Here is a 14,840-nt window from a genome sequence, read left to right as displayed (position 1 = left end):
GCCCGCAACCCCGCGGGGGGGCGGGGTGTGACCAGGCCCGGTCGCTAACGGCGGACGGCGAACGACAGGCCGAAGTGGTTGAGCGTCGCGGGCAGCGGCGCCCGCAGCACCGGCACCTCCAGGTGGGGCCGCAGCACCTCCAGCATGGTGCTGCCCGCCACGAGCACGAGGTCGCGCCCGGGGCACGCGCCCGGCCCGCCGCTGAACGGCACGATGCCCGGGTCGGCGGGCAGCGGCCAGATGCCCGGCGCGTACTCGTCGGCGTAGGCCAGCCGGTCGGGGTCGCGGTGGAAGTAGGGCGCGAACACGACGAACGTGGTGCCCGCGGGCAGCCACGTGCCGTGCCAGTTCGTCGGCGCCGTGGACTCGCGCAGGATCACCGGCGTGGTCGGCCACAGCCGCGCCGACTCCCAGATCCCCTCGTGCCCCTCCGCGCCGATCGCCAGCGCCCGCATGGTGACGATCCCGGCGGCGTCGAACGCGAACAGCCAGTGCGGCGCCTGGCCCGCGACCTCGTCGGGCGGCGCGAGGCAGGCCAGGCTGTCCGGCTCGCCGCGCTCCAGGTGCTCGCGCAGCCGGGCGTCGAACCGCTCGCGCAGCCGGTCCCGCCTCGGGTGCAGGTAGGCCCAGTTGGCGTTGCCCCGGAGGGTCTTGAGCAGGTCGGTGACCTCCTCGTCCTCGCGGGCCGACGAGCCGAGCACGATGCGCCGGGCCGCCCGCCACCACGCCCGCGCGAACGCGTCCCAGGTGAGCTCGCCGACGGCGCGGGCGTGCCGCAGCAGCAGGTCGCCCTCGTCCCGGACGATGCCCCGCACGTCGATCTTCTCCGGTCGCAGCACCTCCTCGTTGAACCGCCGCCGCCGGGCGCGCTCCGCCCCGGTGGAGATGAGCACGCCGTGCGGCTGGAAGTGCTCCAGCGCCGCCCGCTTCTCCCGCGTGGCCAGGGCGAACGGCTCCGGCGACTCGGCGAGCAGGCGCGCCACGTCACCCGGGTCGAGCAGCAGCGCGACGCTGCGGCCGGTGACGCGCAGCCGGAGCGGTTCCGGCCCGTAGCGGGCGCGGAACCGCTTCAGGGTGGCCACCGCCAGGGCGTCCACCTGTGCCTTCTCCGCGAGCGCACCGACCGGCGGGCGGCGCAGGATCACGCCCTTGGCCAGCGTGGGGAGCAGCACGTGGGTGAACGCCCGGCCGGTGTCCGCCCTGGAGGCTACGGCCACGACCCCTCCTCGCAGTGGGCCACGACCAGCTCCCGGATCTCGCAGCCCTCGGGCTGCCGCAGGGCGAACACGATCGCGTCGGCCACGCGCTCCGGCGGGTTGAGCTTGCTGTCGTCCGGCGGCCGGTACTGCTCCTCGCGGTCGTCGAAGAAGCGCGTGCGCATCCCGCCGGGGATCACCAGCGTCACGCCGACCCGCCCGGCGGTCTCGGCGGCGAGCGCCCTGGTGAAGCCGACCACGCCGAACTTGGAGGCGCAGTAGGCGGTCGCGTCGCTCACCGCCTTGATGCCCAGCGTGGAGGCGATGGTGACCACGCGGCCGCCGTCCAGCAGCGGCAGCGCCGCCCGCACCACGGCGGCGGTGCCCAGCAGGTTCACCATGACCACCCGCTCCCAGTCGCCGGCGGGCACCTCGTCCAGCCGGCCGCACGCGTCGGTGCCGGCGGCGGTCACCACGGCCCGCAGGCCGCCGTTGCGCTCCGCGATCGCCGTGACCGCCCGCTCGGCCGCCCTGGTGTCGGACAGGTCGACCGACTCGAAGTCGGCCACCTCCGGCGACGACGGCGCGGCCTTGTCCAGCACCAGCGCCCTGCCGCCCAGCTCGTGCACCGCGTGCACCACGGCCGCGCCCAGCCCGGACGCGCCGCCCGTGACGAGCACGTTCCCGATGTCCCCTGTAACCGCCATCAACCCCTCCTGGAGAGCATTTCGGTGGTGGAGCGACCGCGGTGGTAGGGCACGACGACGGTGCGCCCGCCCCACCCCCGCACCAGCTCCGCTTCGGGCAGCGAATCCGCCGAGTAGTCGCCGCCCTTGACCCAGACGTCCGGCCGCAGCTCGGCCAGGACCCGTTCCGGGGTGTCCTCGTCGAACACGACCACGTCGTCCACGCAGCCCAGCGCGCGCAGCACCTCGACCCGGTCGTGCCGGCGGTTGACCGGCCGCTCCGGGCCCTTCAACCGGCGCACGGAGTCGTCGGAGTTCAGGCACACCACCAGGCAGTCGCCCAGCGAGCGGGCCGCGCGCAGGGTGCGGACGTGACCGGCGTGCAGCAGGTCGAAGCAGCCGCCGGTGGCGACGACGACGCCGCCGCGCGCCCGCACCCGCTCCACCGCCGACACCTGTGCCGACCTGGGCCGGGGCACCCGCTCGGCGGGCCGGAACCCGGACGCGCCGCCCCGCAGCAGGAAGTCCGCTGCCGAGGTGACCGCGGCGGCGACCGCGTCGTCCGTCGCCGCGCCCGCCATCAGGCGGGTGGCGGCGGTGACGGCGAACCGGTCGCCCGCGCCGCACGGGTCGAGCACCGGCACGTCCGGCGCGGGCACGGCCACCGGCGCGCCGCCCGCGTCGAGCAGCGCGCCCTTCGCGCCCAGCGTCACCACGACGGCGCGGGCGCCCCACCTGTCGCGCAGCGCGCGGGCGGCCTCCGCCGGGTCGGGGCGACCGCTGAACCTCCCCGCCTCGGCCGCGTTCGGGGTGACCAGCCGGGCGTCGGCCACCGGCGTCGGGCCGCGCGGGTGGGGGTCCCACACCACGGGCACGCGGTCGAGCACGGCGCGCAGCCGCTCGTCGCGCACCAGGCCGCGCCCGTAGTCGGAGACCAGCACGAAGTCGGCGTCCAGGACGGCGTCCAGCATCTCGTCGGTGACCTCCGGGACGCCGGGTCCGCCACCCCGGTCCACCCGGGCCAGCGAGTGGCCGCCGCAGCGCAGGCGCGTCTTGACCGCGGTGGGCGCGGACGACCGGCCCAGCACGACGGGCAGCCCGGCCAGCTCCTCGCGCAACCGGTGGCCGTCGGCGTCGTCGGCGATGGCGCTGACCAGCGTCACGTCGACCCCGTCGGCGGCGGCCAGCGCGGCGGCCAGGCCCGCGCCACCGGGCCGGGCGCGCTCCTCGGAGACGTCCAGCACGGGCGCGGGCGCGTCGGGGCAGACCCGCTCCACGGCGCCGTGCAGGTCCACGTCGAGCAGGCAGTCGCCGACCACGGCCAGCTTCACGACACCCTCCGTTCCTCGACGGGCAGCGCCGCCTCGAACGCCGCGCACAGCGCGTGCACCGCCACCAGCTGCGCCTCCTGGACGTTGGCCGTGTTGCCGGGCAGGCACAGCGCCTCGTCCGCGGCCTCGGCCAGCGGGTTCGGGCCCGGACCGGTCATCGCCCACACGTGCGCGCCCGCCTGCCGGCCCGCCTTCACCGCCTCCAGCAGGTTGGGGCTCGACCCGCTGGTGGACAGCAGCACCACCACGTCGTTGGGCCGGGCGTGCGCGGTGACCTGGCGGGCGAACACTTGCTCGTAGCCGTAGTCGTTGCCGATCGCGGTCACGCTGGAGGACTCCGCGCACAGCGCGATCGCCGAGAACGGCCGCCGGTCCTCGCGGAAGCGGCCCACCAGCTCGGCCGTCAGGTGCTGCGCCTCGGCCGCCGAACCGCCGTTGCCCGCGGCGAGCAGCCGGCCGCCGTCGCTGAGCCGGCGGGCCAGCACGGAACCCCACCTGGTCAGGCGCGGCGCCTGGGCGCGCAGCCCGGCCAGCGACTGGGCGAGTCCGTTCAGGTGCGTGTCGACGCTCATCGCGTGCCTCCCACGGCCACGGCGCTCCCGGCGGTCGCCCGCTCGTAAACGCGTTCGGTGTCCTCGGCGATCCGTTCCCACGTGTAGCGGGCGGCGACCCGGTCCAGCCCCGCCAGGCCGCACGCCTCCCGCCGCGCCCGGTCGACCAGCAGCGGGCCCAGCGCGCGGACCAGCGCCAGCGGGTCGCGCGGCGGCACCAGCACCCCGGTCACCTGGTGCACGACCGTGTCCACCAGGCCGCCCACCGCCGTGGCCACGACCGGCTTGCCGCACGCCATGGCCTCCAGCGGCACGATGCCGAACGGCTCGTACCAGGGCACGCAGGCCACCACGTCCGCGGAGCGCAGCAGCGCGGGCATGGCGGCGCGCGACACCTGACCGGCCAGCCGCACCCGCTCCCGCACGCCCGCCCGCTCGGCGTGGGCCAGCAGGCGCCGCGCCTCGGGGTCGGACCCGACGTCCACCGGTCCGCCCGCGATGACCAGCTCCACCATCGGCAGCGACCGCAGCGCGCTGATCAGGTCCTCGAAGCCCTTGCGCGGCACCAGCCTGCCGACCGACACGATCCGCTGGAGCGCGCCGCGCGCGTCGACGGGGCCCTCGGGCTGGAACCGGTTGAGGTCCACCCCGCACGGCACCACGGAGGTTTTCGCCCGCGGCAGCCCCATGCGCATCAGCTCGGTCACCTCGTCGTCGCAGGTGGCGGCGATGGCGTTGGCCTCGCGGCCGATCATGCGCTCGATGCCGATGCGCTGCGCCGGGCTGGTGTCGCCGGCGCCCTGGTGGCGGCGCTTGACCGTGCCCAGGGCGTGGTAGGTCTGCACGACCGGCACGCCCGCCCGGCGGCCCGCGAGCACCGAGGCGAGGCCGGACATCCAGAAGTGCCCGTGCGCCACGTCCGGCCGCCGCGAGCACCACTGCCGCTCCAGGTAGCGGGCGAAGTCGCCCATGTGCGGCAGCAGCTCGTCCTTCGGCACCGGGGCCGCGGGCCCGGCGGGCACGTGCACCACCTCGTAGCCCTGATCGGTGGGCACCCGTTCGGGCAGGTCCGGGTCGTCGCGGCGGGTGTAGACCTCCACCTCGTGGCCGAGCGCCGCCAGGGCCGCCGAGAGCGCGGCCACGTGCACGTTCTGCCCGCCCGCGTCGACACCTCCCAGCGCCGCCAACGGGCTGGCGTGCTCGGACACCATCGCGATCCTCATCCGCACACTCCTGTCAGCAACCGGTCCCACGCCCGGAGGAAGGCTTCGAGGCCGTAGTTGGCCAGGGCGAACTCCCTGGCCTGCTTGCCCTTCTCCCGGGCCAGTGCCGGGTCGGCCACCAGGTCGGCCAGCCCGCGCACCAGTTCGTCCACGTCGGTGGACACGACACCCGCCTCCGGCGGCACGGCGCGCACCACCTCGGTGCAGGCCAGCGCGACCACCGGCATACCCAGGTGCATCGCTTCGACGAGCGAGAGGCCCAGTGACGTCCACCTCACCGGGTGCAGGTACACCCGGCGCCGGGCCAGCTCGGCGTGCAGCACGTCCAGCGGGTGGTCGCCGCGGCCCATCTCGCCGAGCTGCTCGGTCTTCATGCCGAACACGTCCAGCGGCGCGGCCTCCGCGAAGCGCGGCAGCAGGTCCGTGCCGACCACGCGGCCGCGCCGCACCGGCTCGTTGACCACGACGGCCGCGCGCGGCAGGTCGCCGGTGTAGAGCGGGCCGGGGTCGACCACGCCGTGCTCGATCACGGTGGTGCGCGTCGTGCCGCAGTCCCACATCAGGTCGTTGAAGTGGGTGACGTGCACGATCGTGCCCGGCCAGTCCTTGAGCGGGTGCGGCTGGTTGGGGTGCTTGGGGGTGTTGTGCTCCAGGTAGACCACTGGGATGCCGCCGGGGACCCAGCCGACCTCCTCCGGCCGTTGCAGCACGGCCACATCGGCGTCCACTTCGGACAGTCCGGCCACGTCGACCTCGCGGGCGGCGGGCCAGTCCCGGCCGAGCAGGCCGTTGCCCCGGGGAGGTCCCGGGACCAGGTACTCGTGCCCGCCCCGGACGAAGGCGTTCGTCCACGAGCCGTGCACGTGCCACAGCAGGATCTTCACGTCCGCACTCCCACCAACTCTGCGACGGCGGCGACGACCCGGTCGGGCGTCACCTGGTTCAAGCACGGGTGTCCGGGCACCGGGCAGTCCCGCGCCCGGGAGCCCTTGCAGGGCGCGTCCTGGTCGCCCAGCAGCACGTGGCGCCCGTGGGGCGCCCACCGCGCGGCCGGCACCACCGGGGCGAACAGCGACACGACGGGCGTACCCACGGCCGCGGCGAGGTGCGCCGGGCCCGTGTTCCCGACGACCGCCGCGTCCGCGCGGGCCAGCACTCCGGCCAGCTCGGCGAAGGTGGTGCGACCGCCGAGGTCGACGCCGTGCGCGCCGGCCACGTGCCGGGTCAGGTCGGGGGGGCGCCGGCCCCCCCGGGCCCCCACCCCCAGGCCCCCCCCCGGGCGCGCGGGCCCCCCCCCCCCGCCCCCCCCCGGCCCCCCCCCCCGCGCGGGCCGGGGGGGGGGGGGGGGGCCACCCCCCCCCCCCCCCGACCCCGTCAGAGGTGCGGCAGCTCGACCTGGACCGTGCGGCCGTTCAGCGGCTGCACGGGGCGGGAGTTGCCCGCGTGGAACAGGCTCTGGAAGCGGGAGACGGTGGCCTGGGTGACCGTCTTCTCGCTCATCAGGAACCACTGCACGCCCTCGGTGAACGGCGCGGTGGTGAGCGAGCCGGTGTAGCGGGCGGTGGCGCGGTTGACCGGCAGCAGGGTGTTCAGGTCGATGTCGGTCAGGTGCACCTCCTCGCCGCACTCGGGCGCGAGGTGTGCCAGCACCCGGTCCACGGCGGAGGCCGCGCCGACGCGCAGCGGCACGCCGATCACCAGCAGGTCGCCCGCGGCGCTGCGGTGCACCAGGTGCATCTCCAGCGGGTCGGCGTGGCCGCCGAACCGGTGCTCCGACGGCGTGTGGAAGTGGAGCTGCACGAGGTCGTACCGGACGCCGGAGAGCGTCACGTGGCCGGAGCCGGGCTCGACCTCGAACTCCTCGGTCTCCTCGTGGTCGCGCACGGCGCAGCCGTCGGTCGCCGCGGTGTCCTTGCGGACGTAGTGCAGGTCGCCCGCGACGTGGTGGCCGTAGGAGATCTGCAACTGGGGCAGGTGCGGGTTGAAGCGGATCGACGAGGCCGTGATGTCGATCGGGCTCTGCAACGGCACCTGCGACTGGGCCGGGGAGGTGCCGGCGGTCAGGAGCGCGCTGAGGGCGAGGGGGATGGTGAGGGCGACTATGCCTTTTCTTGCCACGTGGGTGCAGCCCTTCGGGACCTGGTGCCCAGGCGGGGATCGGCCCGCCTGGCGGACCGCACCATCCTTCACCCGATCGAGTGAAGGACAGAAGATCAATAAATCACCCGAAAAGGCCAGAGGCGGCATAAGGCGCTGTGCTGTCTGTCACAAATAGCTATAACGGCACGATTTGATTAGCCCTTATGGGCTAACTGCTGAGATTTTGTGGAGCTGTCCGCTCGCCAATGCCGCGACCTGCGACGACGGATGAGCGCGCAGGTGGGAGAGGTAGCGGGAATACCGGTCGAAACCGGGACCGGAACCGGAATCCCGGCTCGACGGCCGGTGCGCGGGCGACGCGATCGGCCGACCGCGTCGGACCGGTCGATCGCGTCGACTCCCGCCGGCGCCGATCGCACCGCCTCGCCGCCGGACGCGGTCAGCGCGGCGAGCCGGGACGGGCGGCCGCGGTGGTACCCCTGGCTCGAACGCCCGCACGCGCGGCGCCGCCCCCGACGCGGTCGCCCACGCGTGCGGTGTCGCCCGCGCGTTGCGCGGGGGAACGCCCCCGCCGCGGTGGTCCCGCTGATCCCCCGACCGCTGAGCCGGCGAGCCGTGGACCACGACGCGCTCGCCGGCCGCGTTCACGCGGTGAGGGTCGCCCGCCCGGCCGTCTCGGCGTAGGCGCCGCCGACCAGGTGCACGGCCGCCGCCAGGTCCGCGGTGGTGCTCAGCCCAGCCAGGTGGCGGTGGACCGGGCCGGTGAACGGGTCGTGGGCCCGCGGGTCGACGTGGGCGGCCCGCTCCAGCGCCGCCTGCTCCAGCGCGGCCCGCACGACCGGTTGGACCCGGGTGATGGTGGTCAGCATCCGCTCGATCACCGTGGCGTCGGCGGTCGTGGACGGGCGTCGCGCGTGGTCGGCGGCGGCCAGCAGCAGGTCGACCAGGTCGGTGAGGTCGGGCGTCAGCGGGGGCACGTGGGTGCTCGCGGCAGCGGCCCGCGGGCGGCGCGGCCAGTGCGCGGCGAGGTCGAGCAGCAGGGTGGCCAGCAGGTCCCGGAGCCCGACGGCGTCGTAGGCGTCGGTCATCGTGCGGACCACCCGGCGGCGGGTCGGGCGGTCGTGGTCGCGCACGGCCTGGGTGTAGGTGCGGCGGGTCAGCTCCAGCAGGCGCCGGTATTCGTCGCTGCCGCGGGGGAGATCGTTCATGGCGGCATGGTCGCGTCTTCTGCGATCGTCACCCGATCCGGGTGGGTGTGACCGGCGATCTCCGGAGGTGTGTACCGTTGGCCCGCTCACCGGGCGGCGGTGGACCGGCGGCGGGTCCACTGTAGAGGGTCATGCCGTCGGCAGCGGCGTCTCGTGGACCGACCCGAGGCCGTCGAGGGCGATGCGCAACTGCCGCCGCCACACCCACGCGCAGTGGCCGCCCACCAGTTGCACGGTGTGGCTCAGCGTGGCCAGCAGCAGCGCCAGGTCGCCGGTCGTCACGTCGGCGCGCAGCACCCCCGCGTCCTGAGCGCGGGCGCGCAGGTCGTCGAGCACGGGGTGCAGCAGGCGCGTGCAGTCCGGCGACGGGCCGCTCCAGTTGTGGCCGTAGGCCTCCACGACGGCCCGGTGGCAGGCCTGGGTGCCCAGGGCGTGCTCGTAGAACCCCTCCAGCGCGGCCAGGGGGTCGTCGGTGCTGTCGGCCGCCTCGCGCGCGGCGCCCGCCCACGAGGTGAACTCGCGGTCGAGGACGGTGCCGAGGAGGTCTTCCTTGGTCGGGAAGTGCCGGTAGAGCGTTCCCATGCCGACACCGCTGCGCTGGGCGATCTCCCGGACGTCCACGGCGCTGCCCTGCTCGGCGAGCACCTCGGTGGCGGCCTCGATGATCGCGGCGCGGTTGCGCTCGGCGTCGGCGCGGCGCGGTCGGCGGGACGACGTGTCGGTGGCCACACGCCCAGCATAGCCGCTCGCGGGCCGTAACGGAGCAGTCGCTCCGCTTGTGCTAGCTTCAAGAGGAGCAAGTGCTCCGCTTCGACCCCGAGGATGCAGATGACCACGTCCGCGCGCACCGCCGTCGACACCGCGCCGCTGTTCCGCCCCTTCACCGCCGGTTCGCTCGACCTGCCGAACCGCGTCGTGATGGCGCCCATGACCAGGCAGTTCTCCCCGGGCGGCGTACCGGGTGAGAACGTCGCCGACTACTACGCCCGGCGTGCCGCCGGAGGCGTGGGCCTGATCGTCACCGAGGGCACCTACGTCGGGCACCCCAGCGCCGGCGAGAGCGCCGACGTGCCGCGCTTCCACGGCGAGGACGCGCTGGCGGGCTGGGCGCGCGTCGTGGAGCGCGTGCACGCCGAGGGCGGCCGGATCGTGCCGCAGCTGTGGCACGTGGGCGCGGCCCGCAAGCCCGGCTCGCCGCCCGTGCCGGAGGCGCCCGTGCTGACGCCCTCGGGCCTGGACCTGGCGGGCGCGCCGATCGGCGAGGCCGGCCCGGTGCCGACGACCACCGACCTGGAGGCCGTCGTGACCGCGTTCGCCGAGGCCGCCGCGGACGCGCGCCGCCTGGGCTTCGACGGCGTGGAGCTGCACGGCGCCCACGGCTACCTGCTCGACAACTTCCTGTGGGAGGTCACCAACCGGCGCACCGACGCCTACGGCGGCAGCGCCGTCGCCCGGACGCGCCTGGTCGCCGAGGTCGTGGCCGCGGTGCGCGCCGCGACGGCGCCGGACTTCCCGGTCGTCCTGCGGCTGTCGCAGTGGAAGCCCGGCGCGTACGACGCCAAGCTGGCGCACACGCCGCAGGAGCTGGAGGCGATCCTGACGCCGCTGGCCGAGGCCGGCGTGGACGTCTTCCACGGCTCGACGCGCCGCTACTGGCAGCCCGAGTTCGAGGGCTCGGACCTCAACTTCGCGGGCTGGATCAAGAAGATCACCGGCCGGCCCTCCATCTCCGTCGGCTCGGTCGGCCTGGACGGCGAGTTCCTGGCCACCTTCGCCGGCCAGGACCCGTCGCCCACGGGCATCGACCAGCTCCTGGACCGCCTGGCCGCCGACGAGTTCGACCTGATCGCCGTCGGGCGGGCGCTGCTGGCCGACCCCGAGTGGGCCAGCAAGGTCGAGAAGGGCGACGTGGCGGCCGTCGCGCCGTTCACCCGGGACGCGCTGACCACCCTGGTCTGACCCGGGGAGCCCGGCCCGCCCGACGCCCCGCGGTGTCGAGCGGGCCGGCCGCGTCCACGTCACCGGGGCGGCTCGGGCACCGGCGTGACGAAGAAGGTGAAGCCCTCGCGCGCCCTCGCGTCGACGGCCAGGGGCAGGCGGACGCGCCCGGAGGCGACCGCGTCCCGCACGGCGGACCGGCTCGCGCCGAACCCGGCGGCGAGCAGCTTCCCGACCCGGACGGGCACCGGCAGCTCGAACCTGACGACGACCTCCAGCGGCGTCGGGTCGTCGAGTTCGTGGAACGGCACGTCGGTCTCCAGCTCCCAGGTGCCGCTCCAGTCCAGCCGGTGGGCGGACCTGCGGGCGAACTCCGCGTCCATGGTCAGCCGCCGCACCGCGGCCGGGTGGTTGCCCTCGAACACCAGCAGGCGTTCGTGGTCGAGCGACCGCACGTGGACGCGCTCGTGGACGGGGATCTTCGAGGTGCGACCGCACAGCTCGCAGCAGATCAGCATCCAGACGTCGAGGAGCTTGCCGTTCGCGTTCGTCCGGAACTTGCCGGTGGGGTGGTGGCGCGTGGACCTGCACGACACGCACGCCTTCACGATGGCGGGCAGGCCCAACTCCCTGACCACCCACAGCGCTTTCCGGTCGATTTCGGACCCGGCGGGCACACGGGTACCGCGGTGATCACTCATGGTTCGGGCGGACTCCCAGCTTGCTGAGGAGGCGCGCGCTCAGCGCTTCGCGGCGCGGTGAACCGCCTCCAGGACCCAGTGGCAGGCAGCCGGCACCCCGGAGCGGGGGACGCCGGCCGGCGCGACGCCGTGCGTCACGGCGTGTGGAGGGAGCCCGCGCTCATCACGAGGCGCGGGCTCCTGAGCGGTGTGCCGGGAGGGGACGGGGAGGAACCCGAACCCGTCCTCACCCCGCACGGGTGCCACTGGTCAAAGCTGCATGCCCGCCATCATGGTGAACCGCCGGATCACCGGGCAACGGGTTTTCCGGCGGGTCGCGGCCGGGTCAGCCGCACGGTTGCCGGTACGGCACGTCGGGCAGGTGCGGCCTCCAGTCGACCTCCCGGATGCGCCCGGCGGCGCAGACGGCGGTGGCGGCCTCCGCCGGGTCCAGGCGCCACTGGTGGACGTACATCGCCCGGTCCTCGGTGCCGATGCCCTGGACCGCGCGGCCGTCGGCGGTGAAACCGACCCTGCCGTACTCGGTCCAGGTGGACGGGAACTCCAGTTCCACCTCCAGCGTGCCGAGCGAAGCGTTGCTGGGGTTCCTGGTGGGCGCGCGGGGAGCCGCCGTCCTCCACAGCACCACCTGCCCGTCGATCCCGGTGGTGACCGCGCGGCGTCGACCGGGGTCCATCACCAGGTCCCGCACGGTGGTCGGCGACGAGGGCTGGTTGGCGACCAGGAGGGGACCGCTCTCCGGGGCGTCCACCCGCCAGTCGACCAGGAGCCCTTGCGGCGCCGTTCCCGCGACGACCTTCCGCCCCGTGGACGCGACGGCCGTGGGCCGCGTGCCCGCGGTGTCGCGGACCTCGCCGACCCTGCGCGGGGACGAGGGGTCGGTGAAGTCCCAGATGTCGATCCGCTCGACCGGCGTCCCCGCCGCGACGGGGGCGCGGTGGGTGAGGATCAGGTGGTTGTCGGAGTTGACGTCCAGCAGCGCGGCGCTGCCGGGCAGCGCCCCCAGCTCCCTCGGGCGGCGCACGTCGCCGACGTCCCAGAGCCGGGTGGTGTCCCCGGTGACCCACGACGGGGCGGCCGGTTCGCCGCCCGCCGGTCGCGCGACGGCGTCGACGGTGAGGAGCAGCGCCCCGTCGGGGCTGAACCGCGTCGAGGCGTGGGCGCCGGGCAGCGTCGCCACCTGCCGTGGGCGGGCGGGGTCGGAGATGTCCCACAACCGGACGGTCGCGCCCCGGTCGAGCGTGGCCATGAACCTGCCGTCCGCGCTGAACGCGGGCTCGCCCCGGCCACCCCGGACCGCGCCGACCTCCTGGGCGATGGAGGGCCGGACGAGGAACAGCGTGGTGAGGTCGCGGCCTTCGCTGAAGGCGGCGGCGTGGCGACCGCCGGGCGCGAGGACCACGTCGCAGTCGCAGACCGCCGAATCCCAGCCCGCCACGGGTGTCGCGCCCTGTGCCGCGACGAGCATGTCGGCGGCGGTGCCGGACGGGTCGAGGCGGTAGGCCGCCAGGCTGAACTGGGCGGCCAGCCCGGGATCGGTGTCGATCAGGTCCCGGGCCTTGTCCAGGATGCGCAACGCCGTGGCGGCGTCGCGCTGCGACAGCGCGTTCCGCCGCGCGTTCGTCGCGTGGACCGCGGCGACCGTGGTGACGAGCAGCAGGACGGCCAGCAGCGCGACGAGGCCGTGCAGCACGCGGGTGCGGCGGCGGTGCGAGCGGTGCCGGCGGCGGTCGGCGGTGACGCAGGCGTCGAGGAACTCGCGTTCGAGGCGGTTGGCGCTCGTGTGGCGCCGGGCCCACTCCACGGCGGTGGCCAGGCGCGCGCCGCGCAGCAGGGTGTCGGGGTCGCGGTGGTGCTGCTGCCAGGTGGCGGCGGCGTCGGTGAGCCGGCGGTGGACGCGGTGCGCGTCGCGGTCCTCGCTCAGCCAGCGCTGCAACCGCGGCCAGGCGGAGATGAGCGCTTCGTGGGCGAGTTCGACGCCGTTGTCGGACAGCACCACCAGGCGTGCCGCGGTGAACCTGTCCAGGACCGCGACGGTGTCGTCGTCGTGGTCCAGCTCGGATCGCGCCACGCGGCGCTTGGTGTCCGCGGTGCCGTCCCCCAGCGCGACCAGGCGCACCAGCAGGGCCTGGGCCAGGTCCTGCTGACGGGGTTCGAGCGCGGTGTAGACGGCGTCGGCGGTGGTGGCCAGCGCGGCGTCGATGCCGCCCGCGCGGTGGAAACCGGCGAGGGTGAGGGTGTTGCCCTGTCGGCGGCGCCAGGTTTCGAGCAGGGCGTGGGACAGCAGCGGCAGCGCGCCGGGACGGCCGTTGGTCTGGGCGACCAGGGTGGCGAGCAGCGCGCCCTCGACCACGCACCCGGCGCGCCGGGCCGGGTGCGCGATCGCCCGGCGCAACTCCTCGGCGGTCATCGGGCCGACGGCGACCTGGGACCCGTCCAGGGCGGCGGCCAGCTCCGGGTCGAGCAGGCAGTGGGTGTAGAAGTCGGAGCGGACGCCGAGCACGACCCGGCAGCGGACCGCGTCGTCCCGGGCGGCCCCGGTCAGCGCCGCGATGAAGCCCGACCGCGCCCCCTGGTCGCGGCACAGGGTGAACAGCTCCTCGAACTGGTCGACCACCAGCACGACCTCGGCGGTCGGCGAGGACCCCGCCAGCGCCTGGCGGACCAGCCGGCGCAGGTTGCGCGGATCCGCGACCAGCTCCTCCCGCACGGCGCCGGCCGTGCCGCCGACCATCCGCGCCAGGTGGACCGCGCACTCCTCGCCGGGGTCGGCTCCCGGGGTGAACACCACGACCGCCGTCGAGCCGCCCGCCGCCAGGCGTGGCGCCAGGCCGGCGCGCAGCACGGAGGACTTGCCCGAGCCCGAAGGGCCGAACACCGCGGTGAACCGCCGTTCCCGGACCCGCTCGACCAGGTCGTCCACCAGCCGCTCACGCCCGCAGAACCGGTCCGCGTCCCCGGCCTGGTAGGTCGCCAACCCCGGGTACGGCGCCTCGTCGGCGTCGTCCCGGGCGGCCCCCGCGTCGACGGCCGGCGCGGTGGCGGCGGCCACCGAGTGCCAGCGGCGTTCCCACTCGGCGACGTCGCCACCGCACGCCCGCACGAACGCCGTGGTCACCGCCAGGCTGGGCAGTCGCCTCCCCGCGGCCGCGCCCGCCAACGCGGAGGCCGAGTAGTGCGCCCGGCGGGCCAGTTCCCGGTACGGCGGACCACCCGCCCGTTCGCGGAGCCGGCGCAGCTCCACGGCGAACTCGGTCAGCTCCGACCCGTCCGACTCCAGCGGCGTCTCCGACCTCGGCATGGCGCGTCCCCCTCACCGCAGCACCGGTTCTCCCGGGCTGCCGCTCCCCACCGCCATAATCGTCACGCGGACGTGCCCGCCGCCAGCGGCAACCGGGGGACGCGACGCCGGTCCCGTTCACCCGCCCGGACGCGGAGAACCCCGGCCGGTCACCGTCGTGCTGCCCGTTCCCCGGGCCGACCTCCGTTCGAGTGGCTCGCGGCCCCGGCTGCCGGCGTCCGGGTCCCGGGGTCCGAGGCCGCGGTCCTGTCGGTGCCGTGGTGCACCATGCCCCTGCTGGACCAGGGAACGGCGCAGGAGGACGAGTGGGCACGTGGGGCACCGGCAACTACGACAACGACACGGCGGCCGACCACCTCGGCACCCGCACCGGCGGGTTGATCGAGGAGATCGCGGAGTACTTCGCGGGCGACCCGGTGGAGCTGGAGCCGGACGAGTACGGCGGTGTCGTGGTGCCCGGCGCGGTGGAGCTGCTGTGCCTGATCGCCGAACAGGGCTGGGTGGGCGCCGCGCTGCCGCCCCCGGACGTGGCGCGGGAGTGGAAGCGGCGCTACCTGGAGGTGTGGGAGGCGACGATCGACGAGCTGGAGCCGTCCCCGGAGTAC

General features: G+C 75.4%; 14 protein-coding genes. 2 read left to right on the top strand and 12 right to left on the bottom strand.

The features are described from left to right. Window positions 1-44 precede the first annotated feature (44 nt). The 10 genes from ACFV4N_RS29225 to ACFV4N_RS29180 form a co-directional block, all read right to left on the bottom strand. A complete protein-coding gene (locus tag ACFV4N_RS29225; RefSeq protein WP_499675831.1) occupies window positions 45-1,217 on the bottom strand; it encodes a cytochrome P450 in 1,173 nt (390 codons plus the stop codon). Further along, complete coding sequence (locus tag ACFV4N_RS29220; RefSeq protein WP_499675830.1) at window positions 1,208-1,903, bottom strand: SDR family oxidoreductase; 696 nt, start codon at window positions 1,901-1,903, stop codon at window positions 1,208-1,210. The genes ACFV4N_RS29225 and ACFV4N_RS29220 overlap by 10 nt, the downstream gene beginning before the upstream one ends. Next, window positions 1,903-3,213: a D-glycero-beta-D-manno-heptose 1-phosphate adenylyltransferase gene (rfaE2, locus tag ACFV4N_RS29215; RefSeq protein WP_499675829.1), complete on the bottom strand. Its 1,311-nt coding sequence runs from the start codon at window positions 3,211-3,213 to the stop codon at window positions 1,903-1,905. Before rfaE2 ends, ACFV4N_RS29220 begins: the two co-directional genes overlap by 1 nt. Then, entirely contained in the window at window positions 3,210-3,785 is a 576-nt protein-coding gene (locus ACFV4N_RS29210) for a D-sedoheptulose-7-phosphate isomerase (RefSeq protein ID WP_499675828.1), read from the bottom strand. Before ACFV4N_RS29210 ends, rfaE2 begins: the two co-directional genes overlap by 4 nt. Further along, a complete protein-coding gene (locus tag ACFV4N_RS29205) occupies window positions 3,782-4,987 on the bottom strand; it encodes a glycosyltransferase (RefSeq protein ID WP_499675827.1) in 1,206 nt (401 codons plus the stop codon). Before ACFV4N_RS29205 ends, ACFV4N_RS29210 begins: the two co-directional genes overlap by 4 nt. Further along, window positions 4,984-5,871 carry a glycosyltransferase gene (locus ACFV4N_RS29200; RefSeq protein WP_499675826.1) on the bottom strand — a complete coding sequence of 296 codons (888 nt, stop codon included), beginning with the start codon at window positions 5,869-5,871 and terminating at the stop codon, window positions 4,984-4,986. The genes ACFV4N_RS29205 and ACFV4N_RS29200 overlap by 4 nt, the downstream gene beginning before the upstream one ends. Next, window positions 5,868-6,248 (bottom strand): glycosyltransferase family 9 protein, encoded by a 381-nt coding sequence (locus ACFV4N_RS29195; protein WP_499675825.1) that lies wholly within the window; start codon window positions 6,246-6,248, stop codon window positions 5,868-5,870. Before ACFV4N_RS29195 ends, ACFV4N_RS29200 begins: the two co-directional genes overlap by 4 nt. 113 nt (window positions 6,249-6,361) lie before the next feature. Beyond that, the gene (locus tag ACFV4N_RS29190; RefSeq protein ID WP_499675824.1) at window positions 6,362-7,105 is read right to left on the bottom strand and encodes a carbonic anhydrase family protein; all 744 of its coding nucleotides are present in this window, start codon (window positions 7,103-7,105) and stop codon (window positions 6,362-6,364) included. Window positions 7,106-7,731: 626 nt separating this feature from the next. Then, entirely contained in the window at window positions 7,732-8,295 is a 564-nt protein-coding gene (locus ACFV4N_RS29185) for a hypothetical protein (RefSeq protein WP_499675823.1), read from the bottom strand. A 129-nt stretch (window positions 8,296-8,424) separates the two neighbouring features. Continuing rightward, window positions 8,425-9,024, bottom strand: coding sequence for a TetR/AcrR family transcriptional regulator (locus ACFV4N_RS29180; RefSeq protein ID WP_499675822.1), 600 nt, complete (start codon window positions 9,022-9,024; stop codon window positions 8,425-8,427). A 99-nt stretch (window positions 9,025-9,123) separates the two neighbouring features. Here ACFV4N_RS29180 and ACFV4N_RS29175 point away from each other — a divergent pair, with 99 nt between their 5' ends. Next, entirely contained in the window at window positions 9,124-10,254 is a 1,131-nt protein-coding gene (locus ACFV4N_RS29175; RefSeq protein ID WP_499675821.1) for an NADH:flavin oxidoreductase, read from the top strand. A gap of 59 nt (window positions 10,255-10,313) precedes the next feature. Here the strand turns inward: ACFV4N_RS29175 and ACFV4N_RS29170 are convergent, their stop codons facing one another. Further along, window positions 10,314-10,871, bottom strand: a complete 558-nt coding sequence (locus tag ACFV4N_RS29170; RefSeq protein ID WP_499675820.1) for a DUF1062 domain-containing protein — start codon at window positions 10,869-10,871, stop codon at window positions 10,314-10,316. Between the two features lie 388 nt (window positions 10,872-11,259). Beyond that, entirely contained in the window at window positions 11,260-14,235 is a 2,976-nt protein-coding gene (locus ACFV4N_RS29165; RefSeq protein WP_499675819.1) for an nSTAND1 domain-containing NTPase, read from the bottom strand. 305 nt (window positions 14,236-14,540) lie between these two features. Here ACFV4N_RS29165 and ACFV4N_RS29160 point away from each other — a divergent pair. After that, window positions 14,541-14,840: hypothetical protein (locus ACFV4N_RS29160; protein WP_499675818.1), on the top strand; the 300-nt coding region annotated here is incomplete at its 3' end.

Origin of the sequence: Actinosynnema sp. NPDC059797 (assembly GCF_042732085.1) — a bacterium.
Lineage (GTDB): Bacteria > Actinomycetota > Actinomycetes > Mycobacteriales > Pseudonocardiaceae > Actinosynnema.
Note: the sequence above shows the minus strand (reverse complement) of the source record. Positions and strands in the feature narration are given on the sequence as shown.

Coding starts and splice junctions, on each gene's coding strand:
- ACFV4N_RS29220 (WP_499675830.1), bottom strand. CDS start 1,903: ATGGCGGTTACAGGGGACATCGGGAACGTGCTCGTCACGGGCGGCGCG.
- ACFV4N_RS29210 (WP_499675828.1), bottom strand. CDS start 3,785: ATGAGCGTCGACACGCACCTGAACGGACTCGCCCAGTCGCTGGCCGGG.
- ACFV4N_RS29205 (WP_499675827.1), bottom strand. CDS start 4,987: ATGAGGATCGCGATGGTGTCCGAGCACGCCAGCCCGTTGGCGGCGCTG.
- ACFV4N_RS29185 (WP_499675823.1), bottom strand. CDS start 8,295: ATGAACGATCTCCCCCGCGGCAGCGACGAATACCGGCGCCTGCTGGAG.
- ACFV4N_RS29175 (WP_499675821.1), top strand. CDS start 9,124: ATGACCACGTCCGCGCGCACCGCCGTCGACACCGCGCCGCTGTTCCGC.
- ACFV4N_RS29165 (WP_499675819.1), bottom strand. CDS start 14,235: ATGCCGAGGTCGGAGACGCCGCTGGAGTCGGACGGGTCGGAGCTGACC.